The organism is Streptomyces sp. NPDC093094, from assembly GCF_044754345.1.
Lineage (GTDB): Bacteria > Actinomycetota > Actinomycetes > Streptomycetales > Streptomycetaceae > Streptomyces.
Map to the genome: position 1 here is coordinate 323,370 of NZ_JBIVOX010000004.1, position 24,792 is coordinate 348,161.

Consider the following 24,792-nt stretch of genomic DNA (forward strand, 5'->3'; position numbering starts at 1 on the left):
CCCGCCCTCGGCGCGCTCCGCTCAGGGGCTGCTCTCCCGGACGACGAGATCGACGGCGGCGTGCGGACCGCCCTCGGCGAAGGCGGCACGCTGGAGGTCGGCGCCGGTGCCCCGGCGCAGGAGACGATGGACCAGGGCGGTGACCTCCCGCGTGTCGCCGGACTCCTCCAGCGACGCGGCGGTGTGCCGCAGAAGCTCATAGAGCACGTCGCCCGCCCTGCGCACGGTGCCGCCCGGGTCGATGAGGGTGCCGCTCAGCCCGTGGCGGGCCGCGTGCCACAAGGACGCCTGCAACAGCTCCGGCGCACAGCCGACGACGGCCGCACCGGCGGTCGCCTCGGCGAGAGCCGTCTCCACCAGCGCCCGGACGACACCGGCGAGCATGACCGCGTCGTCGGCGAACAGCTGCACGTCGGGGCAGCGCACTTCGACGGTGGGATACCGCTCCGAGAGCCGCGCCTGCCAGTAGAGCTGCCCACGGTCGGATATCAGCCCGCACTCCAGCAGGTGTTCCACACGCCGCTCGTAGTCCTCGACGTCCCGGAAGGCCGGAGGCAGCCCGGCGACCGTCCAGCGGCCGAAGACGACGGTGCGCCAGCTGGCGAAGCCCGTGTCGTGGCCGTCCCACAGCGGAGAGTTGGCCGACATGGCCGTCAGAGCGGGCAGCCACAGCCGCAGCCGGTTGAGCACCTGCACGCCCGCCTCGCGGCCGGGCACGGCGACATGGACGTGCATGCCGTTCACGAGTTGCTCCGCGACCAGCTGGGGCGCCTGCACGGCCATGGCCCGATAGCGGGCGTGATCGGTGACGGCCGGGGCGCGCTGCGTGTCGTGCAGCGGGGGTGTCGCGGTGGCCGCGATGCGGCAGCCGTGTGTCTCGGCCGCCGAGGCCATGGCGTGCCGCAGCCGCAGCAGGTGCCCTCCTGCCTCGTCCAGGCTGTGGCACACCGGGGTGGCGACCTCGACCTGCGCCTGGAGCAGCTCGTCCTGCACTTCCTGCCCGCCGGTCAGCCGCCCCAGGTCGGCGGCCGTCCTGACCTTCTCCGCGAAAGGCACCGGCAGGCCCGTGACCGGATCCAGCAGCAGGTATTCCTCTTCGACGCCGATCGTCGCCATGGGCCGCCCTTCACTCGGTTCGCCACCGTGCTGCCCTGACCACGAGAGCCGGTCACGGCGGGACGTGATCTGCTGACTGCGCGAGAGGCCCAGCCCGTCGCCGCTCCGAGTCCCCTTCCCGGCGCACGGCAAAACGCAGGCCGGGCACGATCCGGCCCGCGGACACGGCCGGCTTCGCCCGGGAGCGGGAAGGCACGGGCGGCCCGGGTGGCGTCCAGGCCGCGGCGGCCCGGGGCCGCGGGGCGAACGCGGGACGGCGGCAGGTGAAGACCGGACGGAGCCGGTCGTCGCGCACGGGCCCTCCTCCGCGAACGGGCCGGGGGCGGACAGCCAGGCGGCCTCGGCGTGCCGGGCTGTCCGGGCGGACTCGCGGCGCATCCGGCCGGTACCCGGTCGCGGGCGGCGGTGATGATCCGTCCGGCAGGGCCGGACGGCACCCCTGTGCACGGCCGGTGCTGTACGGCCGTGGTGAAGGCGTTCCGGACGGCTTCACCGGAGAGATCGGTGTCCCCGAGGAGGCGGACCAGGGCGATGTCATCCCTCGGCCGGTCCAGGACCCGGTGCGGGGCCGCGAACGGGCGCACCTCGACGGGCAGGGCTGCGGCCGGGGCGGCCTCGCGCGCCGTTCCAGGCCGGCGTGGCTGCACACCCAGGCGAGGAACGCCGGGTCGCCCTGCCCACGGCCGACGCCCTCTCCGGCCGGCCGCCGACGCTCGTGAGGGGCGAGATCACGCAGGTGCCCGGAGGTCTTCGGATCACGGGGCGCAAGGCCCTCGGTCACGAGGACACGGAAGGGCACCCGCTGAGCTCCTCCCCGGCCGGGGCTCGCCCGGCGTCCCGGACCTCACCACGCTGCCCGACCGCTCCGCGCAGCCGGTCCTGCCTCCTCCGCGGTGGCCCTCATTCCCCGAGGGTGGCGACGGCGTCCTCGTAACCGCCGGTCGGCGGCGCGGTGTCGGGCCCGTACACGAGGTGCAGCACGCCGGTGGTGAACGTCTCCGACCTCAGCAGCTTCAGCGGGATCGAGGGCTCGCCCTCGTCGAACAGGCGCATGCCCTTGCGTACGGCGACGGGGTGGACGAGGAGGCGCAGTTCGTCGAGGAGGCCCGCGGCCAGCAGCTGCCGGACGACGGAGACCGAGCCGCTGAGCGCGATGTCGCCGCCCGGCTCGTTCTTCAGCGCGGCGGCGGTCTCGGCGACGTCGCCCCCGGCCTGCTCGGAGTTCCGCCACCGCAGGTCGAGCGGACGGCGTGAGAACACGATCTTGCGCAGGTCGCCGAGCTGCTTGGCGAAGCCCGTGTCCTGGCCCCCGGCGGCCTCCCGCTCGGGCCAGGCGCCGGCGAAGCTGTCGTACGTCCTGCGGCCGAAGAGCAGGATCTCCGTGGTGTTCATGTCCGCGCTGACGGCGGCTCCCATCTCGTCGTTGAAGTAAGGGAAATGCCACTGATCGGGCGCCTCGACGACGCCGTCGAGCGAGATGAACAGACTGGCGACGATCTTCCGCGGCATGGTGTCCTCCGTATCCGGTGCAGGTACCGGATACGACCGTGCCACCCACCGGAAGTCATCGGTGGGCGGCACGCGGACGGTTCGCCGAACGGCGTGTCCGGCCGAGCGGATTTCGTCGAAGTCGCCGACCGGTCGGTTCGTCGCCCGCCGCTACGCCGCCTTCGGCCAGAGTGTCGTCTCCATCTGCATGAAGGCGGCTTCGGCCGGAGTCACACAGTCCGGAGTCACACAGCGGGGCCCTTGCCGGGCAGGGAAGGTGATTCCTTTCATCCCTGCTCCGGCTTCGGCTGTGTACCTCGACAAAGGTCTCTCACCTCACTGACGAGCCGGTCGACGGCCCTGTCCGCGAGGAGAACCGAGATGACGACGGCTCCCGGGCGGCCCGCGCAGCCGGTCCTCGCCTGTGGTGAGGTGCGCACCTGCCTGCTGCCGTCGTCCCGGGCGCTGGACGGCCGGGCCGCCGCCCGACTGCTCAGGCTGCGCGCCGACGAACCCGTCCTGGTCTCCGAACGGCCCGTCATGTACGCCCGCTCCCCGGAGGTCCTGACCGGAGTGGACTGCCGGCTCCCCACCTCCAACGGCGCGGCCGTCCGGGCCGTCGGCACCGTCGTCGCCCGCGCCGCACTCACGGAGGGCCGTGTTCTGCAGGCCGGCGCCTACTTCGGCGCCCCGGCCACCGGCCCCGAGACCCGCCGCCCCTGGGGTCACCACCTCGCCCGGCCGGGCGAGGTCGAACCCGTCGGGAAGCTGCCCGAGCAGGTCACCGCGGAAGGTGTTCTGCGCGGCCCCGGGCGCGGTGAGCTGGATCTCGGGACGATCGCCGAAAGTCCGCTCACGCAGGTGATGCACCATCCGCTCCTCGACCGCAAGGTGCCGCTGAAGTCCCGGCGCACGGACCTTCGCTGGGTCGCTCGACGAGGCCCCGCCGACGAGAAACCGTCCCTGGAACGCTTCACCCTGGGCGAGGGCGGGCTGCGCACCGTGGAGCTTCGCCTGCCGCAGGCCGTCCCCGCCGCCGCGGCGGCGGGCCTGTGCGAGGATCTCGCCCTGCACGACTGGCTGCTCACGACGGTCGTGCACCTGGTGGACAAGGGCGGCCCGGCTCTGCCGGCCGTCGAGCACCTGCTGCATCTGTGGATGCCGCGCTCCCATGTGGACCCCGTGCTGAGCCCGCTGTGGGACGTGCTGGAGCACTCTCCGGGATTCAGCCGCCAGTGGCAGAACCTCGTTCAGCGGATTCGCGACCAACTGGCCGTCCGGACGGCGCGGTTGCTGCAGCAGCGGCCGGACACGACTGCCGGCCCGGCACAGTGATCGGCGTTCCGGGGTTTCCCGCCGCATCGCGATATCGCACGGCGATCTCCTGATCTCCTGATCTCCTGATCTCCGGACACCGCCGCGCGGGCCGGCCCGGCCGCCTTCGCCGGGCCGGGACCCCGTCGGTCTCTGAACGGACCGAGCGTGGACAGGGCCGCAACGACACGTCATCCGGGCAGAGACATGCACATCGTCGTGCCGGACCTTCGTGCCACCCGCCACGAGCTCCCCGACTCCGTTGCTCAGCAGGTTCGTTGACACACCCCGAACTCCATGCTTCGATCCGGTCATGACTCCGCCGGAGCCTCTGACCCGTCGCCGCGCCGTGGACCTCGTCCGCGTGGCCGCCGCGCTGTGTCGGCTCCCCGGCTGACCGGCTGACCGGCTCTCCCGCGGTTCCCTTCCCCGACGGCCGCGCCGTGCGACGCTGTCGGTGTCCGCGGACCTGCCGTGCGTCGGCTGCCGCGCCCTGCCCGGACCCTCTTCCCCCTCCTCGTACGACGGGACTGCCATGTCTGCTGCCGGCTCCGCCGCCCACCACGAGACCGCCTACGATCGCCGCAGGCTGCGCCAGTGGCTCGCAGGGGAGGCCAGATCGGACGGGGTCACACGACGCCGGCTGCTGACCCTGCTGGCCGCGACCGCCGCCGCCACCGCGCTCCCCGCGAGGGATCCGGCCCACGCCGCCGACTCGCCGATCGTCAAGCCGTTGCCGCCCGAGTGGTTCGTCCCACGCGGCACCAACGCCGAGACCCGCTGGGAGGCGCTGCGCGGAACCGGCCACCACACCCCCAACGCCTTGTTCTTCGTCCGCAACCACACCGCGACGCCCGTCCTGGACGCCGCCGACTGGCGGCTGCGGCTGTGGGGTGACGGGCTGCGCGGCACGCCCGCCGAGGACAAGCCGGTGGAGTTCGGGTACGACGATCTGCGCGCCCTGCCCGCCGTCACGCGCACCGCGTTCGTCGAGTGCGCCGGAAACGGCCGCAGCCACTACACGACGCAGCAGGGCCAGACGGTCACCGGCACCGCGTGGACGCTGGGCGCGGTCGGCGTCGCGCGCTGGCGCGGGGTGCGCCTGGCCGACGTACTGCGCAGGGCCGGGCTGTCCCCGTACGCCGTGGACGTGCAGCCCCGCGGCCTCGACGCCGAGTACATCAGCGGCGGCGAGAGCCTCGGCCGGGTGCGCCGCCCGCTGCCCCTGGCGAAGGCACTGGACGACGTACTGCTCGCGTACGAGATGAACGGCGAGCCGCTTCCGTACGACCACGGCCACCCGGTGCGGGTGCTCGTGCCCTCGTGGGTGGGGATCGCCTCGATCAAATGGGTCGGCGACATCGAGGTGTCGGCGCAGCCTCTGTACTCGCCGTGGAACACCACCTTCTACCGGCTGTTCGGCCCCGCCCACCCGGCGGAGGGCAGCGCGCCGCTGACCCGGCAGACGGTCAAGAGCGCCTTCGAGCTGGCGAGCGGCGCGACGTTCCGCGCGGGGGAGAGGCAGGTGCTGCACGGCAGGTCCTGGTCGGGCGCGGGTGCCGTCGCGCGGGTCGACGTCAGCACCGACGGCGGGGCGAACTGGAGGCGGGCCCGGCTTCACGACCGGCCGCGCTCCGGCACCTGGACCCGTTGGTCCCTCCCCTGGACGCCGCACACACCGGGCCCGGCACACTTGCTCGCCCGCGCCGCGGACACGGCGGGCCGCACACAGCCGGACACCGCTGTCCTCAACACGCAGGGCTATCTTTTCGACGCGCAGGTGCGGCACCCGGTGACCGTGCTGTGACACCGGTGCGCCGGCCTCCTCGTGCGCCGCGGTGCCGCCCGGCCGGGCGGCACCGGTCCTGCCGCAGATCCGAGCGCCTGACCGGCGTCGTGACGGCGAACCGGTCTGCTTCGAGGCGTCGGCTCGTTCACGGCGGACGGGGACGTCAGGTGGCGGAGCGGGGCTGTGTCCAGGCTTCGAGGTCGCTCAGGGCCGCGGTGAAGTCGCCGAGCATCGGGCGCAGACGGTCCCGGTCGAGTACGACGAGGCCGTCGGTGTGCGCACCACCAGGGACCACGAGGTAACGGTGCAGGCGGGCGCGGCCTGCGTCGGCGACCATACGGGCGTAGACGTCACCGAAGGCGGTCGGCGGGGTGAGGGCGTCGAGGCTGCCCTGGACACTGATGAGCGGACGCCGGATGTCTCCGGTGAGTGCGATGCGTTTCACGGCCCTGTGCACTGCGCGGGGCCGGGAGGCGAAGTCGTAGTCGGTGTCGCAGCCCGCCCCGGTGCCTTCGGGGCAGAGCGGGGTGCCTGCCTGGACGGGTCCGTCGTAGCCGGGGTCGAACTCCTCGCGGATCACCCGCTGGAGGAGGTCCCACTGGTTGCCGTGGTGCCACTCCCACTGGCGCTCGGACCCTTCGGGATAGCCGGCGGCGAGCATGGCGGCGTGGGCGGAGCTGTCGCCCTCCTCGAAGCGGGGGTAGGCGCGCAGGGCCGGAGGGAGGGTGGCGAGCAGACCTCCGTCGGCGGTGAAGGTGAGGGCGTTCCAGTCCAGGCCGCCGGTGTAGAGACCGGGACGGTGTTCGAGCTGCCAGCGGACGAGGTAACCACCTGCGGAGAGACCGGCGGCGTAGGTGGAACGCGGAGCGCGACCGTAGTGCCGGGCGGCCACCCGCTTGGCGGCTGTGGTGAGTTGGGTGACTCTGCGGTGCCACTCCATGACGGCGTCGCCGGGGCGGCGCCCGTCCTTGTAGATCTCGCGGCCGGTGTTCCCCTTGTCGGTGGCCGCGTAGGCGTAGCCCTTCGCCAGGACGTGGTCGCCGATGATGCGGTCGTTGGCGTACTGCTCGCGCAGTCCCGGCGGCCCGGCCACGACGAGGCCGCCGTTCCAGTGGTCGGGCAGCCGTATGACGAACTGGCTGTCGTGGTTCCAGCCGTGGTTGGTGTTGGTCGTGGAGGTGTCGGGGAAGTAACCGTCGACCTGGATGCCGGGGACCCCGGACGGGGTCGTGGTCCCGGGGGCTTCCAGACCCGCCCAGTCGGCGGGGTCGGTGTGCCCGGTGAGCCGCGTGCCCGTGGTGGTCAGATCGGTGAGGCGGGCGGTGACGGTGTGCTCGGCGCCGGGGACCGGTACGTCGGCAGGGCCGGTTCGGGCGGCCGCCGGAGCGGCCAGGACGGACGCCGTCAGCAGGGGTGCGACGGCCAGGAGACGCAGATGCATGGGTCCTCATCTCGTACGGGGTGACGCCGAAGAACCTAGGAACGGCAGGTCATCGTGGAGAAGTACGAGAAGGCACGGACGGGCGGCACCGGAGGGCACATGACCTTCGGCCACACTTCGCGCACCCGTCGGCCGCCGGGCGGAGACGTCGCCGCTCCCGCGTACGCTGCTGGGACCGTGCATGCGCAGGAGATTCCGAGGAGGCCCGATGCCGCGTCCCGTGCCCTGGATGTCCGCGCTGCTGTACGGGGTGGTGCTGGCCGGGGGGCTCCACCACGCCGCGATCGGTCCGGGTCCTGATGCGCGCACGGCCGCGTTCACCGTGCTGCTGGGCGCGCTGGCGGTCCTCGACGGGCGGGGGTGGCGGATCCCGGAGGGCGCCGTGTTCGCCCTCAGGGCCGTTCTGCTCTGTGCGGTGGCGGCCGTCGACGACTCCGGGCTCTCACGCGTGCTGTTCGTGCTGATCCCGTTCCTGGGGTACTTCGCGTTCGGGCCGGCGGCCGGGATCGCGCTGGGCGCGGGCTGTGTCGCCCTGCTGGTGGGCGCGTTCACGCTGTGGGTGCCGGACTGGGAGATGCGCGCCGAGTACGTCTCGGACCTGCTGATGTTCGCCCTGGGGGTCGTGCTGGCGCTGGTGACGGCGGCGGTGGCCGTGCGGGAGCAGCAGGCCCGCGACCGGCTGGAGAGCACCCTTGCGCAGGTGGCACGGTTGTCGGCGGCCGGTGAGCGCAACCGGCTGGCCCGCGAGATCCACGACAGTCTCGGACACCATCTGACCGCGATCGGCATCCAGCTGGAAAAGGCGGAGGTCTTCGCCGCGCTCGATCCGGCAGGCTCCGCACAGGCCGTGTCGCACGCCCGCTGGTCAGCGAACCGGGCACTGGAGGAGGTGCGGGCCTCCGTGCGTGCCCTCGGCCCCGAGGCGGAGTCCGAACCGGCCGGTCTCTCCCGGACGCTGGCCGATCTCGTCCAGCATCTGGAGGGCGGAGGCCGCCGGATCTCCCTGGACGTGTCGGGCACCGAGCGGCGGCCGCTGCTGGTGCTGTACCGGGCGGCGCAGGAAGGGCTCACCAACGCCTGCCGGCACTCCGGCGCGGCCGAGATCGGTCTGACGGTCCGCTACGACGACCAGGGGGCACGTCTGTGCGTCACGGACGACGGCGGCGGACTGGGCGGGGCCGCGGAGGGCTTCGGCCTGACCGGACTGCGTGAGCGGGTCCGGCTGGCCGGCGGGACGGTGGACCTGCGCAGTTCGGACCGAGGCACCGTCCTCAGGGTGGAGGTGCCGTGGTGACCGGACCCGCGCCGGAGGCGCCGGATGTACGTGTGCTCGTGGTCGACGACCAGGACCTCGTCCGCGAGGGCGTCGCCGCGCTGCTCGGCGTCCAGCCCGGCATCGAGGTGGTGGGCAGCGCGCGCGACGGGGCCGAGGCCGTGGAGGAGGCCGAGCGGTGCCGCCCCGACGTGGTGCTGATGGACATCCGGATGCCCGGCATGGACGGGGTGGCCGCCACGGCGCTGCTCCGCCGCCGGCTGCCCGGGTGCCGGATCGTGATGCTGACGACCTTCGACGACGACGAGTACGCGGGCCGGGCGCTGAAGGCGGGAGCGGCCGGTTATCTGCTGAAGAACCTGCCGTCGGCGGACCTCGCCCGTGCGGTCCGTCTGGCGCACGCGGGTGTCGCCCAGTTCGACCAGGGGGTCGTCGCGGCGCTGGCCGCCGGCGTGCCCGCTCCCGAGCTGCTGACGCCCCGGGAGACGGACGTGCTCCGGCTCGTCTCCGCGGGCGCCACGAACAAGGAGATCGCCGCCCGGCTCCACCTGAGCGAGGGCACCGTCAAGAACCACATCTCCCGCGTGCTGAGCCGGCTGGGTCTGCGCGACCGGACCCAGGCCGCGTTGTACGCCCGCGAGAACGGACTGATCTGAGCCGCATCCCCGGACCGCATCGCCTTGGGCCTCTTCACGGCGCGACGACGCCGGCGCCGTCCGCGGGCGTCCAGGGGGAATCGGAGTCGCCGGGTCCGTCACGTGCCAGGGTGGGACGACGACCCGAGGGCTCCACGTACGGTGCGGACACGGGAGGTTCGGACGAGATACGTCCAGAACTGCGACGGCACCGCCGTAGGACCGGACGCGGTCTGCCTGGGCGGCACCGGCAGGGTCGGCGCCTACGACCTCCGCACCGGGACGTTCCTCTGGGAGTGAAGTCCGCCGACAGCGCCCTCCACCCCCCTGCGCGCGGACGGCGGACGTTCAGCGCTCGTCCACGAGGCGCCTTCGGCGACCCGGCCGGGCAGGATCGTCCGACTCGGCCCAGGAGTCATGGACACGGTCCGGCAGGTGCTGCGCCGTCGCGGATCCGCCCGGGCCGCAGAAGCCGGGATGCGCGCCGGCCTTCGGACCGGGGCGGGCCGCGTTCGATGCCGTTCGCACCGGCGTGCACGGGAGCGGCCACGTCTGCCGCTCCCGTGCCGATGAGGTCAGGGCTTGCCGCTGTACACCACACCGGGCAGGTTCCGGGCCGTGGATCCCCACACCTGTTCGTACAGAGATGTCTCGCCGGTGAGGGAGTACAGCAGCCAGGCGGTGGTGATGCTTCGGGTGATGTCCTGCTGAGCGGCGCGGGGAATGCCGCCGCTGTCGCAGCCGAAGCCGGAGCTGTCCTCGAAGCCGCAGTGGAACCCGCCTGTGATGACGCGGAGTTGGGCGGGAGCCGGCTTGGCGTCGTACATCTTCTGCTGGTGCTGGGCGACTCCGGCGACGCTGTCGGCGCTTCCGCCGACGAACTGGGCGGGGGCCCTGAGCGTGTTCGAGGCGGCGACGGCGGAGGGGTTGGTCTCCGCCGCCGCCAGTGTGGAGACGCTCTTGACCGCGGGGTTGCGGCCCGCGGCGAGCACCGCCGCGCCGCCGCCCATGGAGTGCCCGGAGACGCCCAGGCTCGCGGTGGCGACCGCACCGGCGAAGCGGGAGCCGCTCGTGGTGTTCTGTGCGGTGAGCCAGGTGAGCGCGGCGTTGAGATCGTCCGCGAAGGCCGAGTGGCTGGGGAACAGCCCGCCTTGCGATGTGGGGGTGACGGTGATGAGGCCCCAGGAAGCGTAGTGCCGGAGCAGGCTCTCGTACTGGGAGATGTTCTGGAAGAAGCCGTGGCCGAACGCCAGCCCGGGGTGGGCGCCGGCCGCGACGGGCGCGTTCGCGCCGGCCGAGGCGCCGGGGTACCAGACACGGGCGCCGTAGGAACGGCCGGACGCCGTCACGGTCACATCGGTGTAGGCCACCGCGTAGGAACCGGGCGCGGACAGATCCGCTGCCGGCGCCGAGACGGCCGGCCGCGCGGATGCGGCAGGGGACAGGGGCGCGGTGGCGGCCATGGTGAACGCCACTGCCGCGATGATCCGTAAGGCTGGGTGGAACATGTGGTCACCCTTTCCGAAGAGGCGTGAGCGGGCGTCGGGCTGGTGCGGAGGGCACCGGCAGCGGTCGCCGGGAGGGGCGGCACCGAGGGCCGGCCCCCGGCGTCGCGGGACGTGAGGGCGGTGCGGGGCGGCGTGCCCGGACGGAGCGGGGAGCTGTGTCAGCCGGTTGTTTCCCCGGCAGTGTCGTGGCGGTCCGCAGCGAAGTCGCCGAGCAGCGGCACGACGAGCCGCCGGAGGTTGTCGCGGCGCACGTGCGCAGGGACGTTCACGAGCGGTAGGGGACCGGCGAGTCCCGGGGTGTGGGTGAGCAGGGCCAGGTGCGGCAGGAGTGCCAGCAACAGCGACAGGAGCACCTCCAGGTCGGCGTCCTCGTCCAGGCCGCCGACAGCGACCGCCTTCTGCAGCAGGGGACGCAGGCTGGAGACGTACAGTTCGTTGACGGGTGTGCGCACCGCGGCCCGGACCGTCGGGTCCATCTCCATGTTGGTGGCGGCCATGACGCCACGTTCCAGCGGGTGTTCGGCGAAGTAGACCAGCCATGCCTCCACCGCGTCGACGAGATGGCCGGCGAAGCCGCGGGTGCCGTCGTAGCCGTCGAGCCACGGGCTCATGTGCTCACGGACCCGATGGGAGGTCTGTTCGGCGACGTACGTGAACAGATCGAGTTTTCCTGCGAAGTACTGGAAGAGCGATCCCTTGGCGACACCCGCCTGGCGGGCGATGACGTTCAGGCTGCCGGTCGAGTAGCCGTGGGTGCCGAACTCGTCCATGGCCGCGGTCAGGACCCTTTCCCGGCGGGCCGGGGACAGGCGGGTCCAGGTGGGTGTGGGCATGACACTCCTGCCGGTGACCGGGTGGTCATGTGACCACCCGGTCATAGTGGGTCCGGCCTGACGCGATGTCAATGCGCCCGCACCGGACGGCGCCGCAGGGGACGGGCGTGGTGGCCGGAGTGCTGCCGCAACCGGAACACTGAGCGGGCGTACGTTCCGGCATCGCGCCGCCGAGGCCGCGGCGCGGCACAGCCTCGCCCCCGAGCCCGCAGGCGCGGTCCGTCACCCCGGGGCGGCCGGCCCCGGGGTGACGGCGGGGGCCGGCCGCCCCGGTCATGCCGTCCCCTTCCGGAGGTCCGGGCGCGTGACGCACGCGGCCTGCTCGTCGGGGAAGGCGACCTCCTCCGTCTTCTTCCGGTCGGTCGGCTCGGCGTCGGAGCCGCGTGCGGAGCAGTTCCCGGTCAAGTACGTGCAGGACGGGCCCGGGCACGTGGCCGGACCGCTGGAAGCCGGTCAGGACGGCGGCCGGGGGAGAGCCTGCGACGGCCCGGCGCTGGGGCCCGTCCCGGACAGGTGCACGATCTCGCCGCCCAGCTCGGGGCGGAACGCCTTGAGCATGGCCGGCTGTGCGCTGACCACCCAGCGGGAGCCGACCAGATAGGTGCCCTGGTACATGCTGAGGGTGTCCAGCCAGATCCTCTGGTACTTCTCCTCGGGGAAGGTCGTGATGAGGTAGTCGCCCGCCTCGGTGTGGCACACGCCCTCGCGCAGCTCGTCCGCGTCGGTGCGGATCTTCACCTTGCAGCCGGTCAGCTCGGCGATCACCTCGACCTTCGCGGGCGCCACGACGCCGGCCACGGGAGCGGACGAGATCGCCGGAGTGCCCTTGTCCGAGGTGTCGGGCCGGCCGGAGCCGCAGGCGGTGGCGAGGAAAGCGAGCGCGAGGCCCGCGGCCCCCGCGCCGACACGCATCCGGTGGGCGGGGGAGGTGAAGACGCCGGTGCGTCCTCGGGACTGCCGGTGTGTCACGTCGTCTCCGGGTCGGGTCGCGTCGGCCCGTGAACCACGAGGCAGGCATGGGCTCGACAAGGAAGTACGGGCCGGCTCCCGCAGACGTTCACCCTGCGCGGCACGCTCCCGAACTCCGTGCCGACACCCCCTCATCCTCGCTGCGCCGGCCTTCTGCGCCGCCGGCTGATGCCCCCTCCGGTCGGGCATCGGCCGGCGGCGCGGCGCGGCGCGGCGCGGCGGGGCCTGCCGGGAGTTCTTACTGCTCGATCACGCCGGACTTGGCGATGGTGACCTTGGAGCGGGTGGAGCCGGACCGGGTGCCGAGGCCGCTGATCTTCATGACCAGGTCCTGGCCGTCGACGACCTCGCCGAAGACGACGTGCTTGCCGTCCAGCCACGAGGTGACGACGGTGGTGATGAAGAACTGCGAGCCGTTGGTGTTCCTGCCGGCGTTCGCCATCGAGAGCAGGAACGGGCGGTCGTGCTTGAGCTCGAAGTTCTCGTCGGGGAACTCCTTGCCGTAGATGCTCTTGCCGCCGGTGCCGTCCCCGGCGGTGAAGTCGCCGCCCTGGAGCATGAAGTCGGGGATGACGCGGTGGAAGCCGGACCCCTCGTAGCCGAAGCCGTGCTGCCCGGTGGCGAGCTCGCGGAAGTTCCTGGAGGTCTCGGGGACGACGTCGTCGAAGAGCGTGAAGGTGATGCGGCCGGCGGCCTTGCCGTCGATGGTGATGTCGAAGAAGACGTTGTTGTTGCTCATAGGGCTCATCCTGACATTCGGGAGGGAGCGCTGTGCGCGGGGGTGGGGCCGGGCGCCGTGAGTGAACTCACGCAAGAAAGTCCGGCCGGCTCACCGATCGCTGTCGGACGTGCGCCGCAGCTTCCCCGCATGGGTGTGCACCTGGTGAGCGTCGGCGCGGAGGAACGGTTCGACGGGGAGGAGGACGGACGGGGCGAAGTCGCTTCGGCGCTCGACGCCGAACTCGGGCGGCGGGGCCCGCCGCCCTGCGAGGACGTACCCCGGCGACATGCGACAACCTCGATCTGAGCCTGTGGTTCGGGAGCCAGGCGGAAGAACCGGCCACTGCTCGAACAGGACTGTGGACCACGGACCTGGACGCAGCCTTCTGCGTCGCGCTGTTCCTGCGCGCTGCCCAGCACTCGATGGGCCACGACCTCGCCTCCGGCGGAGCAAGCGCAGCGGGCATCGCGGCCTGCCGCGCCACCCGGCGCACCGGCGGCCGGCTCGCCGACATCGTCCCCGCGATCGACCGGATCCTGGACGAGTGGTTCACCGACCGGCTCATGACCGCGGTCATCGCCGACCTCGACGTCACCGACGGCACCCTCACCTGGATCAACTGCGCCCACCCCCCGCCGCTGCTCCTGCGCGACGGACAGGTCCTGCACGCCCTCCAGCGCGAACCCGACCTGCCCCTGGACTGGAACTTCCACAGCCGTACCCCGCCCACCACCCACCGCGCCCGCCTCCAGCCCGGCGACCGCATCCTGCCGTACAGCGACGGTGTCACCGAGGCCCGCTCACCCGAAGGCGACCTCTTCGGCGAACAGTGCCTCACCGACACCGTCATCCGTGCCACCGCGGCCGACGAGCCCGCCCCCGAAGCCCTGCGCCACCAGGAGCATGAGCTGTCCGACGACGCCACCATCGTGATGGCCGAATGGCACCCCACCCCTGGCCCGTCTGTACCGGCGACGTGAGCGGCCCTGCCCTGAGCCGAAGGCGGGGGCGCGCGGGCCGGTCCGGCGTTTCGCGCCGCGCCGGACGGTCACTTGGTAGGGCAGACAAGCGCGGCAGCGCAGGCGTACGAGCCGGATCTCGACAAGGCCGGGTTCAGAAAGAAGATGAGCCGCTGTGGTTGCGGAAGCCAGTGACAGGACCGTCGTCCTCCGGCCCGAGACGGGCTGGGCGAGGGCGCATCGTCTGCGTGGGCACGGTGTACGCACCTGCGTGCGCGCGATCCTCGACGGAGACCGCGGACAGCTGCGGCAGGAAACCGACTGGAACGTCGTGCGGGGCGAGGACTGACCGTGCTCGCGTCAGCCGTTCCCCGCCCGGCAGTGCGCGTCCCGGCCCGAGGACGACTCCGTCCTCACCACGTAGGCGGTTGTCGCCGGCCCCCCGCCTGCAACGAGCAGCAGCCGCGCCGACGGGGCTCCCCGGAATCCGAGCCTGCCGGAGCCGCGCACACCCCCACCGGCGCCGAGGGCTGAACCGGTGATGCCGCCGCGGCAGCGCACGAGGCGCTCGGACACGCAGTGAGGCAGAGGCCGGGCCCGGCCCCGGGCGAACGGTCCCTCATCGGGAACGCCGGGTGCGTCAGGGGCCGGCACGGCGGTTCCCCTTTCGGGGTACGCAGGGCGGGGCCGGCACCGCGCTCGGCGGTGGCCGTGAGCGAAACGGCCGCGGACACGAGCACCGGCGCGGCGAGGTCTCCGGGCACGCCGCCCGCCAGGCGGATCGCTCGGCCGGAGTCCGCGGACGGACGGCACCCGTGGCGAGGGGAACGTGCCCCGAGCGCTGTCCCGCGGCCGGAAAGTTCCCGGCCACTGCAACCGATCCACGGCATGGGCAGGAACGGATCACAGCCGGACACGTCCTGACCGCGGAGGGCCTTGGTGAAGGAAGCAGTGCATATCGGCAGGCATCCCCGGGCCGAGCCCGATCTGGAGGAGCTGGTCGGCCGTGTGGCGCTGGGCGACGAGGACGCCTTCGCCCGGGTCTACGACGCGGTGGTGAACCCGGTGCTGGGAGTCGTACGGGCGGTGCTGCGCGACCAGGCGCAGTCGGAGGAGGCGGCGCAGGAGGTGCTGGTGGAGGTGTGGCGGACCGCGCCCCGTACCGGCCCGACCGGGGGACCGCCGTCAACTGGATCCTCACGCTGACCCATCGCAGAGCGGTGGACCGGGTGCGCTCGGCGGACGCCGCGGCCGCCCGGGACCACAAGGCCGCACTGCTCGACCGGATGCCCGAGTACGACTGCCTGCGGTGGAGGTCCTCGGCACGGATCGGGATCCGCTGACACAGAAAGATCCGTGGCGGCAGCGGGCGCGGATCGGTCGCGAATGAGAATTCATCTGATCAGGTGAACGACCAATCCGCCCGGTGTGCCGGAGACGGATTCCCCACGTGAGCGAGTCCGAGAAGAGCGAAGCACGTGGCCGGTCCGGTCCGGCCCGGCCGGCGCTGGGCGCGCTGAGCGGCGCGCTGTCCGGATGCGCGGCGCCGGCGGTCGCCGAGGCAGTGGCGGGTGCGGTGCGTCCGCAGGCCGGCCCTGTCGTCGTGGTCGGCGGCGCGTCGATCGACCGCACTCCCGCCGCGGTGAAGGACTGGGCGATCCGCACGTTCGCCGACGACGACAAGCTGGTGCTCCAGCCCGGAATTCTCGCCGTGCCGGCACTCCTCGCGCCGGCACCGTCATGGTCGCCGGAGTCGCCTGGGCCCAGCACCGCGGCATCGACAGGGCCGAGGTCCGCGTGGACGACGGCCCCTGGCAGGAGGCCCGGCTCGCGGCCGAGGGCTCCCGCGACACCTGGCGGCAGTGGTCCCTGCCCCGGGCGGCGACGAAGGGCACCCACACGCTCACCGTGCGCGCCACGGACCGCACCGGCCGGACGCAGACCGAGAAGCGCACCCGCACCGTCCCCGACGGCGCGAGCGGCCGCCACTCCGTGGTCGTGACCGTCGAGCGACCCCCGAACCACCGTTTCCGTCCCCCGCCGAGGCGGCCCCGGCTGCACCAGCCGACAGGAGAGACATCATGAACACCCGTATCCGCCGTACCGCCGTGACCCTGGCGGCAGCGGCCGTGCTCCCGCTCGCCCTGAGCGCCTGCTCCGACGACGGCGGCGACTCCGCGCAGGACAGCCAACGCCAATGTGTACGTCATCGACACCGTCCTGATGCCGCCCGCCTGACGGCCCGTCCCACGCGGCGCGCCACCCGGACGGCGCCCCGCACGAAGCCGCGAAGCAGCCTCAGGACGCCCTCGGGCGCCGACCCGCAGAACCGCCCTCAACACCGGTCGCCGGCCGGCCGGGCGAAGTCGATCTGCTTCGCGGTGGTGACCCGGGCACCCATGTTGCGCTCCATCATCTCCAGTGCGGCGGCTTCGAGACGGGGGTGGATGGCGGCCACGGCGTCCTTGGGCACCGTGACCCCGAGATGGCGGATGTGCGCGTCGAGGGCGGAGTACAGGACGCACTGCTCGGTGACCTGACCGCTCAGCACCACATGCCCTACTCCCAGTTGTCCCAGGAGGTAGGCGAGCGGCGTCTCGTAGAAGACGGAGTGACGGACCTTGACGACGAAGAGGGAACCGCGGTCGGGTCTGATCGGCTCGACCAGGTCGCCATGAGGGCCGGCCAGCGCCGTGTCCACCAGCTCTCCGTGGTGGGAGCGCCAGGTCCCGAAACTGTCGTTCGCGTAGATCACCGGGGCGTCCGCCTCGCGGGCTCGCCCGATCAGTTCCGCCAGCACCGGCACGACGCGCCGGACCGACGGTATGAGCAGTCCGGCGTCCTCATGGTCGTAGGTGTTGACCATGTCGATCACCACCAGCGCGAGCCGGGGTGCTTCTCCGGTGTTGCACATGGGGATCTTTCTGATGGGTCAGGCACGCAGCCGCGGCAGCACCTTTGCGCGGTAGAAGTCGAAGAAGCCCTTCTGGTCCTTGCCGATCTGGCTGACGTACACAGCGTCGAAGCCCGCGTCGATGTATGCGGTCAGGGCCTCGACATGGACGTCGGGGTCGTCGCCGCACGGCACGGCCGCCGCCACCTGGTCCTCGGTGACCAGCTCGGACGCCTGCTCGAAGTGGCGCGGAGTGGGCAGGATCTGCGGGAGTTCCCCCGGCAGCTGCTCGTTCGCCCACAGGTGGTGTGCGGTGCGGACGGCCTCGGACCGGTCCGTGCCCCAGCACACCTTGAGCCCGCCGTACACCGGTTTCGTCCCGCCACCGGCGCCGCGGAAGCGTTCGACCAGATCGGTGTCGGGCATCATCGTGATCAGGCCGTCGCCGATGCGGGCCGCGACTTCGGCGGCCTGTGGGCCGAAGGCGGAGACATCGATGGGCACCGGCTCGTCGGGCAGGGTGTACAGACGGGCGTTCTCCACCGTGTAGTGCTTGCCACGGTGACTCGTCTGCTCGCCGGTGAACAGCTGCCGGATGATCTGGAGCGCCTCCTCCAGCATTTCCAGACGGACGGAAGCCTCGGGCCATGGCGTGCCCAGGATGTGCTCGTTGAGCGCCTCGCCGGTGCCCACCCCGAGCCGGAACCGGCCCCCCAGCTGGGCGGCGCTGGTGGCGGCCGCCTGGGCGATCACCGCGGGATGGGTGCGCACGATCGGGCAGGTCACCGCGGTCTCGACGGGAAGCGAGACGGCCTGGGACAGAGCGCCGACGACGGTCCACACGAACGGACTGTGGCCCTGACGGTCGTTCCACGGATGGTAGTGGTCCGAGATCCACAGGGAGTCGAAACCGGCCTGCTCGGCCATGCGGGCCTGCTCGACGAGTTCGGCCGGGCTGTGTTCTTCGCTGGACAGGAAGTATCCGAAGTCAGGCATCGTCTCTCCCGGACGGAGCGGAAGGCCGGGCGGCGTCTGCGGCCGGGCCGAGGACGGCGGGTGCGGTCCGGCCCGGCTCGCGACGACGGTCCGGCGAACGACCCGCCGAGTACCCCATGGGCCCGGGACTAACGAGACGCGTGTGTCCTGGCGGCAGGAGAGGGCGTCGTGAGGCCGGCATCGGGGCGGCGCAGCCGCTGCGAGGCCGGTCAAAGGCAGGCGCGGTTCCCGCAGCGCTCGATCCGGGCGCACCGGTTCAGGATCGGAGGGTGCTCAGTCGAGGCAGAACTCGTTGCCCTCGATGTCCAGCATCGGGATGCACGCGTCATTGCCGTCGTACAGCGTCCGCACGTGTACCGCGCCCAGCGGGACCAGTCGTGCGCACTCGGCCTCGAGTGCGGCGAGGCGCTCCGCACCCACGAGCCCGGGGGCGACCCGTACATCAAGATGCAGCCGGTTCTTGGCCGCCTTCCCCTCGGGGACGCGCTGGAAGTACAGCCGCGGCCCCACACCCGAAGGATCGGTGCAGGCGAACCATGCATCCCGCTGCTCAGGTGGCTGTGCGCGCCGGAAGTCGTCCCATGTGGCAAACCCCTCCGGTGGTGACGGCACGACGTACCCCAGCACCTCGCACCAGAAACGCGCGAGACGTTCAGGTTCCGCGCAGTCGAAGGTCACCTGGAACTTCTTGATCGCTGACATCGGTGCACCGTACCAAGGGGGGACTCTGCCGGTCGTCTCCTCACTCCTCCTGCCGCGCGGGTATCGCCGGGGACGGGCCGCGAGGTTCTCTCGGCGCACACCGACCCGGGCACTCGTCACCGTGGTGAGCGCCCCGACGCCTGGCTTTCTTCGGCGTCGACCGGTGCGGGGCGCCGCGTGCTGTCAGGCCGGGGCGGGGAAACGATCCCAGACGCGATGGGCCCCGAGCAGTTCCAGCAGCCGAGGCAGCCCTTGAGGGCCGTCCATGACGAGGACACCCGGTTCGCCGGCGTCGGCACCGGCGGCTTCGAACAAAGCCTCGGCGCCACCCCAGCCGGCGAGGGCCTTGCCGTGCCGGTACGCCTCGGTGAGCAGAGCGAGGACGCGCGGGTCGCCGACGGCCGGCGCGGGGGTTCCCGCCTTCGCGTCGCGGGCACCGTGGGCGTCGGCGCCCGCTCCCGGCACACCGGCGAACACCAGCGCGTCGAATTCGACCGAGCGCGCGGTGGCGAAGGTGCGCCGGACGGTCAGCGGGTCGCCGTCGGCGCCGAGTACGCCCCCGGCCGGGGCGACGATCAGAGGCACCATGCCGGCGTCCAGGACGGCCTGGCGGGCCTCGCGTACGGCGGCCAGGTCGCCGTCGGGGTCCGTCACGATGCCGACGACGCGTCCGTCGACCGGCCAGGAGCGGCCGATCTGGGACAGGGCGGGGCTCGGGCGGACGTCCGCGAGAGGCTCGGTGGTGGTGGGCGCCGGCAGCCCCAGACCGGCTGCGACCTGGGCGCACAGCTCGGAGTCGATGCCGGCGAGCACGGCCAGCGTGCGTTCCTTGACCGCCTGCTCGTGGCACTTGCCCAGTTCGAAGGTGTATGCGGCGATGATGTGCTCGCGCTCGACCGGGCTCATGCTGAGCCAGAACAGGCGGGCCTGCGAGTAGTGGTCGCTGAAGGAGGCGGGCGCCTCACGGACCTTCGGTCCTGCCGGGACCTCGACAGGGACCTCGATGAACGCTCCGGCGTCGGTGCCGGCGAAGAAGGGGCATCCGCCGTCGAGGCTGTTGGGCTTGTAGGGGGCCGTGCCGCTGTGCACGGCCGTCTGGTGCATGCCGTCGCGCTGCATGTCGTCGACGGGGGCGTGCGTGCGGTTGATCGGAAGCTGCGCGAAGTTGGGACCGCCGAGCCTGGTGATCTGTGTGTCGAGGTAGGAGAAGTTCCGGCCGGCCAGCAGCGGGTCGTCGGTCGCGTCGATGCCGGGCACCAGGTGACCGGTGTGGAAGGCGACCTGCTCCACCTCGGCGAAGAAGTTCGACGGATTCGCGTTCAGCGTCAGCAGTCCGACCGTCTTCACCGGGGCCAGCTCTTCCGGCACGAGCTTCGTGGGATCGAGCAGGTCGATCCCCTCGAACGTCTGGTCCTCGGTGTCGGGGAAGGTCTGGATGCCCAGCTCCCACTCGGGGAAGGCCCCCGACTCGATGGCGTCGTAGAGGTCCCGGCGGTGGAAATCGGGGTCTGTCCCGGCCAGGATCTGCGCCTCCTCCCACATCAGGGAGTGCACGCCCAGCCGGGGCTTCCAGTGGAACTTCACCAGGGTGCTGACACCCTGCGCGTCGACCAGGCGGAAGGTGTGGACGCCGAAGCCCTCCATCATCCGGTAGGAGCGGGGGATGCCCCGGTCGGACATGTTCCACAAGGTGTGGTGGGTGGCCTCGGTGTGCAGGGAGACGAAGTCCCAGAACGTGTCGTGCGCGGATTGCGCCTGGGGGATCTCCCGGTCGGGGTGGGGCTTGCCGGCGTGGATGATGTCGGGGAACTTGACGGCGTCCTGGATGAAGAACACCGGGATGTTGTTGCCCACGAGATCGTAGACACCTTCCTCGGTGTAGAACTTCGTCGCGAAGCCGCGGGTGTCGCGCACCGTGTCGGCCGAGCCGCGTGAGCCGAGGACCGTGGAGAACCGCACGAACACCGGTGTCTCGACGTCCGGGGCGAGGAACGCCGCCTTCGTGATCTTCTGCGCTGTGCCGTAGGACCTGAAGACACCGTGTGCGGCCGCGCCGCGGGCATGGACCACGCGCTCGGGGATCCGCTCGTGGTCGAAGTGCATGAGCTTCTCGCGCAGGTGGTGGTCCTGCAGCAGCACCGGGCCGCGGGGGCCCGCCTTGAGCGAGTGGTCCGTGTCGCGCTGCCGGACGCCTTGCGCGGTGGTCAGGTGAGCGCCGCTCTGTGCCGTTTCGGCCCGGTCCGCGCCGGTGGGCCGGCCGGTGGGGCCGACCGTCTCCGGGGCGCTCCGGTCCGCCTTCGGCGGGAGCGGCTCGACCGGCTCGACCGGCTCGACCGGCTCGACCGGCTCGACGGGTTCGGCGATCCGCGGAGAGGCCGGGGCGGGCTTGCCCGGAACACCTCCTTCGGGGCCTTCTGCCGGAGCGGGGTGCATGGCGTCGGCGATCTTGTCGGTGGCGGCCTTCGCCGGGTTCTTCTCGGTCATCGCATCTCCAGGCGCAGCGGGCGGGCTCTTGGGCCCCTCACGTGTGACCCCGGGCGTGGGGGGCCGAAACCTGGGCCGGCCGGTCCGGTCCGCGTCGTCGCGGCATGACCGGTGGCCGCGTTCGCGCGTTCCGGAACTCGCCCGGACGAAGACCTCGGGCCTGCCCGGCCGGCGGCGGACGCGGGCCCCGCCCCCTTCGACCGCCCTGGTCAGCGGCCGTCCGCCGGTGCGCCCCGCCGGGCCGGCGACCCGCCACCGGAACCGGACACGGACGGCGATTCCGGCGAGTGGGCGCACCTACTGCCGAGTACGTCCGTGCCTGCACAATCGTGATGCTCAAGTTCAGCTCAGATGTGATGACGCTGGTCATCGCGGCTCCTTACTGTCCTCCGCAACCGAGGAGGACGGAGGAGTCACATACGGCGATGACCGGGGTACCGGCGGCCGGGGTGCGGCGACGGGCTGCGCGAGGCGGAACGGCAACGGCGGCACCGGGCCCTGTGGTCGTCCACCCTCCCCGGAGCGGGCACGGCTGAGGCTCCCCGCGAGCCGCGACGAGCCGATGGTCCTCGGTCACGGACGGACGGCTCCGTCGACGGGGCTGCGCCCGGACAGCGCCTCGGCAGCACGCACGGCGACCGTGCCGGAGCGTCGTGCCACCGCTCCGGCACATCTCTCAGGGCCGTCGTGCCCACGACGTCGTACGTGATTCCACGCCACGACATCACCTGATCACACGAAGGATGTCCACGATGAAGCTTCACAGAATCCCCGCCGCGGCAGCGGTGGCCCTGGTCCTGTCCGTGACGGCGACGGCGTGCATGGGTGACGACGGCCAGGAATCCGGTTCGAAGTCCCACAGCGGTGAGACGATCAGGATCGGCATCAAGTACGACCAGCCGGGACTGGGCATGAAGGAGCCCAGCGGTGAATTCTCCGGCTTCGACGTCGACGTCGCGACGTACGTGGCCAATGAGCTCGGTTACGATCCCGAACTGATCGAATTCGTCGAGACCAAGAGCGCCGACCGTGAGAACGCGCTCTCCAGAGGCGATGTGAATTTCATCGTCGCGACCTATTCGATCACCGAGGAGCGCAAGGAGAAGGTCGACTTCGCCGGCCCTTATCTGCTGGCTCACCAGGACCTGCTGGTCAAGGCCGGATCCGACATCGACGAGGGCAGCGACCTCGACGGCGGAAAGCTGTGCTCCGTCGCCGGGTCGACCTCGGCGCAGAACGTCAAGAAGAACATTGCGCCGAACACTCGACTGAAGGAGTACTCCTCCTATTCGGAGTGCCTCGCCGGTCTGCAGAACGGGGCTGTGGACGCGGTGACCACGGACGACTCGATCCTGGCCGGTTTCGCCGCACAGAAGCAGTACGAGGACCAGTTCGAACTGGTCGGCCTGAGGATGAGCAACGAGAACTACGGCATCGGCGTGAAGAAGGGCGACACCGCCACCTTGGAGCTGGTGAACAAGGCCCTCCAGAAGATGGTCCGCGACGGTTCCTGGGGCAAGGCCGTCAAGGCCAACTTCGGCCTGATCTACCGCTACGAGCCCGCACCCAGAATCGGTGTGGTCAAGGAGTGAGGTGCTCTTGCCGCAGGCATCCCCCGGCGGATCCCGAGGGCCGTCGAGCCTGTTCACCTCGCGAGCGGAAGCGAACCGCGAGGTCCGGGTGAACGTCGCGGAGGGTCCCGGCGGCGACGGGGACGAACGCTGCCGCCGCCGTGTCCGCCCGGCGTGTCACTCCGTCAGGCGGCTCAGTGCTTCCATGGCCTCGCGTTCGATGCGGGCCAGGTCGCCCAGGACCGCGCCGGCCCGGACGAGGTACGTCCCTTCGTCCGACTGCCCCGCCCGTGCGATCAGTTCCGCCGTCTGCGTCCACAGGACCGCCGCCTCGGCGTACAACCGGTGACCGGTGCGCAGGTGAGCGCTGTCGACCAGGGCGGTGCACTCTGCGAGGAAGTCGCGGTACAGGTTGCGGAACAGGGCGCCGCCGGTTCCGGCCCGCTCCATCAGCCGGGCGGCCTGTGTCAGGTCCCGCCGCGGCTCCCGGGCCCGGGCGAGCCAACCGGGCACCAGCTTGCCGGCCTTCTCGATGCCCCGGTGGCCGAGGTTGGCGATCGGCGGACGGAGGAAGGCGTCGGCGCAGGCGGTCACCGCGGGGACGATCCGGGTCCTCGGGTCGGGCGGACGACGTGGCGTGGTGACGGTGAAGGAGCGGTTCCGGGCCGTCATGGGCCCGCGGGCGGCCCGGGCCCGGGCGAGGCTCGACAGACTGGTGGACACCGCCCCGCCCTGCTGGGCGGTGTCCACCAGGTACGCCGTGTGCTCGTCGTAGCCGTACAGGGCCACGACATGGCCGCCGAAGTGGACCTTCGAGGTGAAGTAGTCCAGGTGGAAACTGTCGAGCTGGAGTCCCACGGGCCGGCCTGCGGTGATCTGGGCCGACACGTTCTCCCAGGCCCGGCGCGGGGAGGCGGTCTCCCGGACGTCCATCTCCAGCTCCAGACCGTCGGCCAGGTTCCTGGTGAGCTCGAAGGGCCTCACCCGTCCCCCGAGAAAGGGGAAGTCCAGGTTCTTGCCGTCCCAGTAGACGAACGACAGGCCGCGCCCGAGGCCGAAGAGCATGGGTTCCGACAGGTCGAGCCCCTGGTGCCGCAGCAGCACACCGAGCGCCGTCGTCTCGCAGTGCTGCATGCCGTACGTGTCGACGTCGATCAGCGTGGTCGTCATGCCGTGGCCTCCTGGACGGGGACGACCAACCGGGTCGTCAGTTCTTCCTGCGGCGCCTGCTCCGGTCCGACCAGGTACGCCTCGCGCACCGGTGCCCGCGGGCGCAGCCCGCGTTCGTGGACCGCGGCGAACAGGGCGTTGTAGGCCACCGGCAGCTGGCTGTAGGGCCCGACGTGCACGGTCTCGGCCACCGGCCCGCCGGGCAGCACGACGCACTCCGGCCCGGCCTCCGTCTTCTCGTGCGTCTGGGCACCGACGGCGATCTCCATCCGTTCCTCGACGTCGAGCGGGTACAGGCCCCACAGTGGTGGCTCCCACGCGACTCCCGCCCGGCCGAGCACGGGCAGGAGCCGGGCGACGCAGTCCGCGACGTGCTCTTCGATCCCTGCCGGTGTGCAGTGGGCCCGGACCACGGTGAGCCGTCGTTCCGGTTCCCTGACCACGGTGACCTCGTAGCCGGGCAGACCGCCCTCCGCCAGTCGCTGCAGCACCTCGAGCCGCGCCCGGTCCCGGCTGATGCGCTCCGCCAGCCGGTCCCGCTCGGTGCGCAGGATCCGCGCCCGGTCCTCCGGCCCCGCGGCAAGGGTGCTTGCGATCACGGCCAGGGGAAGGTCCATCTCGCGGAGCAGGGCGATGGTCAGGGCGTCGCGTGCCTGCTCCGGCGCGTAGTAGCGGTATCCGGAGGAGGGGTCCACGCGGACCGGGGCCAGCAGGCCCGTCTCGTCGTAGTGCCGGAGCTGCTTGACACTGAGCCGGCACAGGCGGGCGAAGCGCCCGATGGTGAGTAGTTCGTCGCGCACGCCACCATGGTGGACCCTCCCGCCGGGGGAGGGTCCAGGACCGGTGGCGGGCATGCCGGTGACCGATCACGGCGCCGCCGGGACCCGCGGCCGCACGGCCGGCAGCGGGGCAGTCGGCGAAGACCTGCCG

19 protein-coding genes and 2 pseudogenes are annotated in these 24,792 nt (G+C 72.0%); 8 read left to right on the forward strand and 13 right to left on the reverse strand.

Translation table 11 applies throughout. The annotated features are described in order from the left end of the window. Positions 1-21: 21 nt before the first annotated feature. The gene (locus tag ACIQGV_RS10085; RefSeq protein ID WP_402492878.1) at positions 22-1,116 is read right to left on the reverse strand and encodes a glutamate--cysteine ligase; all 1,095 of its coding nucleotides are present in this window, start codon (positions 1,114-1,116) and stop codon (positions 22-24) included. 900 nt (positions 1,117-2,016) lie between these two features. Continuing rightward, complete coding sequence (locus tag ACIQGV_RS10090) at positions 2,017-2,625, reverse strand: dihydrofolate reductase family protein (protein ID WP_402492880.1); 609 nt, start codon at positions 2,623-2,625, stop codon at positions 2,017-2,019. A gap of 360 nt (positions 2,626-2,985) precedes the next feature. Here ACIQGV_RS10090 and ACIQGV_RS10095 point away from each other — a divergent pair, with 360 nt between their 5' ends. Both ACIQGV_RS10095 and ACIQGV_RS10100 read left to right on the forward strand, forming a co-directional pair. Beyond that, positions 2,986-3,939 (forward strand): SCO2521 family protein, encoded by a 954-nt coding sequence (locus ACIQGV_RS10095; protein WP_402492882.1) that lies wholly within the window; start codon positions 2,986-2,988, stop codon positions 3,937-3,939. Between the two features lie 514 nt (positions 3,940-4,453). Beyond that, the gene (locus ACIQGV_RS10100; protein WP_402492884.1) at positions 4,454-5,725 is read left to right on the forward strand and encodes a sulfite oxidase; all 1,272 of its coding nucleotides are present in this window, start codon (positions 4,454-4,456) and stop codon (positions 5,723-5,725) included. A gap of 145 nt (positions 5,726-5,870) precedes the next feature. Here ACIQGV_RS10100 and ACIQGV_RS10105 read toward each other — a convergent pair whose 3' ends face one another. Next, positions 5,871-7,148 (reverse strand): tannase/feruloyl esterase family alpha/beta hydrolase, encoded by a 1,278-nt coding sequence (locus ACIQGV_RS10105; protein WP_402492885.1) that lies wholly within the window; start codon positions 7,146-7,148, stop codon positions 5,871-5,873. A 208-nt stretch (positions 7,149-7,356) separates the two neighbouring features. On the opposite strand from ACIQGV_RS10105, the gene ACIQGV_RS10110 reads away from it, so the two are divergent. Continuing rightward, positions 7,357-8,442: a sensor histidine kinase gene (locus ACIQGV_RS10110; protein ID WP_402492886.1), complete on the forward strand. Its 1,086-nt coding sequence runs from the start codon at positions 7,357-7,359 to the stop codon at positions 8,440-8,442. After that, positions 8,436-9,077: a response regulator gene (locus tag ACIQGV_RS10115; RefSeq protein WP_402492888.1), complete on the forward strand. Its 642-nt coding sequence runs from the start codon at positions 8,436-8,438 to the stop codon at positions 9,075-9,077. Before ACIQGV_RS10110 ends, ACIQGV_RS10115 begins: the two co-directional genes overlap by 7 nt. 554 nt (positions 9,078-9,631) lie before the next feature. On the opposite strand, the gene ACIQGV_RS10120 is transcribed toward ACIQGV_RS10115, so the two are convergent. The 4 genes from ACIQGV_RS10120 to ACIQGV_RS10135 form a co-directional block, all read right to left on the reverse strand. Continuing rightward, positions 9,632-10,564, reverse strand: a complete 933-nt coding sequence (locus ACIQGV_RS10120) for an alpha/beta hydrolase family protein (RefSeq protein ID WP_402492889.1) — start codon at positions 10,562-10,564, stop codon at positions 9,632-9,634. Positions 10,565-10,722: 158 nt separating this feature from the next. Then, complete coding sequence (locus tag ACIQGV_RS10125) at positions 10,723-11,397, reverse strand: TetR/AcrR family transcriptional regulator (protein WP_402492891.1); 675 nt, start codon at positions 11,395-11,397, stop codon at positions 10,723-10,725. Between the two features lie 453 nt (positions 11,398-11,850). Then, complete coding sequence (locus tag ACIQGV_RS10130; RefSeq protein WP_402492893.1) at positions 11,851-12,366, reverse strand: hypothetical protein; 516 nt, start codon at positions 12,364-12,366, stop codon at positions 11,851-11,853. A gap of 238 nt (positions 12,367-12,604) precedes the next feature. After that, a complete protein-coding gene (locus ACIQGV_RS10135) occupies positions 12,605-13,105 on the reverse strand; it encodes a peptidylprolyl isomerase (RefSeq protein ID WP_402492895.1) in 501 nt (166 codons plus the stop codon). Between the two features lie 404 nt (positions 13,106-13,509). On the opposite strand from ACIQGV_RS10135, the gene ACIQGV_RS10140 reads away from it, so the two are divergent. The 3 genes and pseudogenes from ACIQGV_RS10140 to ACIQGV_RS10150 all read left to right on the forward strand — a co-directional run. After that, positions 13,510-14,067, forward strand: a complete 558-nt coding sequence (locus ACIQGV_RS10140) for a PP2C family protein-serine/threonine phosphatase (RefSeq protein ID WP_402492897.1) — start codon at positions 13,510-13,512, stop codon at positions 14,065-14,067. Positions 14,068-14,985: 918 nt separating this feature from the next. Then, positions 14,986-15,347, forward strand: a pseudogene (locus ACIQGV_RS10145) (sigma factor); the annotation flags it as partial. 364 nt (positions 15,348-15,711) lie between these two features. Next, a pseudogene (locus ACIQGV_RS10150) lies at positions 15,712-16,056 on the forward strand (molybdopterin-binding oxidoreductase); the annotation flags it as partial. A 325-nt stretch (positions 16,057-16,381) separates the two neighbouring features. On the opposite strand, the gene ACIQGV_RS10155 reads toward ACIQGV_RS10150, so the two are convergent. From ACIQGV_RS10155 to ACIQGV_RS10170, 4 genes are all read right to left on the reverse strand, one after another. Further along, positions 16,382-16,960, reverse strand: a complete 579-nt coding sequence (locus ACIQGV_RS10155) for a cysteine hydrolase family protein (protein WP_402492899.1) — start codon at positions 16,958-16,960, stop codon at positions 16,382-16,384. An 18-nt stretch (positions 16,961-16,978) separates the two neighbouring features. Then, complete coding sequence (locus ACIQGV_RS10160) at positions 16,979-17,935, reverse strand: LLM class F420-dependent oxidoreductase (protein WP_402492901.1); 957 nt, start codon at positions 17,933-17,935, stop codon at positions 16,979-16,981. Between the two features lie 273 nt (positions 17,936-18,208). Then, entirely contained in the window at positions 18,209-18,637 is a 429-nt protein-coding gene (locus tag ACIQGV_RS10165; protein ID WP_402492903.1) for a VOC family protein, read from the reverse strand. A gap of 183 nt (positions 18,638-18,820) precedes the next feature. Continuing rightward, positions 18,821-21,121: a catalase gene (locus ACIQGV_RS10170; RefSeq protein ID WP_402492904.1), complete on the reverse strand. Its 2,301-nt coding sequence runs from the start codon at positions 21,119-21,121 to the stop codon at positions 18,821-18,823. Between the two features lie 752 nt (positions 21,122-21,873). On the opposite strand from ACIQGV_RS10170, the gene ACIQGV_RS10175 reads away from it, so the two are divergent. Continuing rightward, positions 21,874-22,713 (forward strand): glutamate ABC transporter substrate-binding protein, encoded by an 840-nt coding sequence (locus ACIQGV_RS10175; protein ID WP_402492906.1) that lies wholly within the window; start codon positions 21,874-21,876, stop codon positions 22,711-22,713. Positions 22,714-22,869: 156 nt separating this feature from the next. On the opposite strand, the gene ACIQGV_RS10180 is transcribed toward ACIQGV_RS10175, so the two are convergent. Together ACIQGV_RS10180 and ACIQGV_RS10185 are read right to left on the reverse strand one after the other, a co-directional pair. Then, complete coding sequence (locus tag ACIQGV_RS10180; RefSeq protein WP_402492908.1) at positions 22,870-23,862, reverse strand: BtrH N-terminal domain-containing protein; 993 nt, start codon at positions 23,860-23,862, stop codon at positions 22,870-22,872. Further along, positions 23,859-24,662: a MerR family transcriptional regulator gene (locus tag ACIQGV_RS10185; RefSeq protein WP_402492910.1), complete on the reverse strand. Its 804-nt coding sequence runs from the start codon at positions 24,660-24,662 to the stop codon at positions 23,859-23,861. The genes ACIQGV_RS10180 and ACIQGV_RS10185 overlap by 4 nt, the downstream gene beginning before the upstream one ends. Positions 24,663-24,792 lie beyond the last annotated feature (130 nt).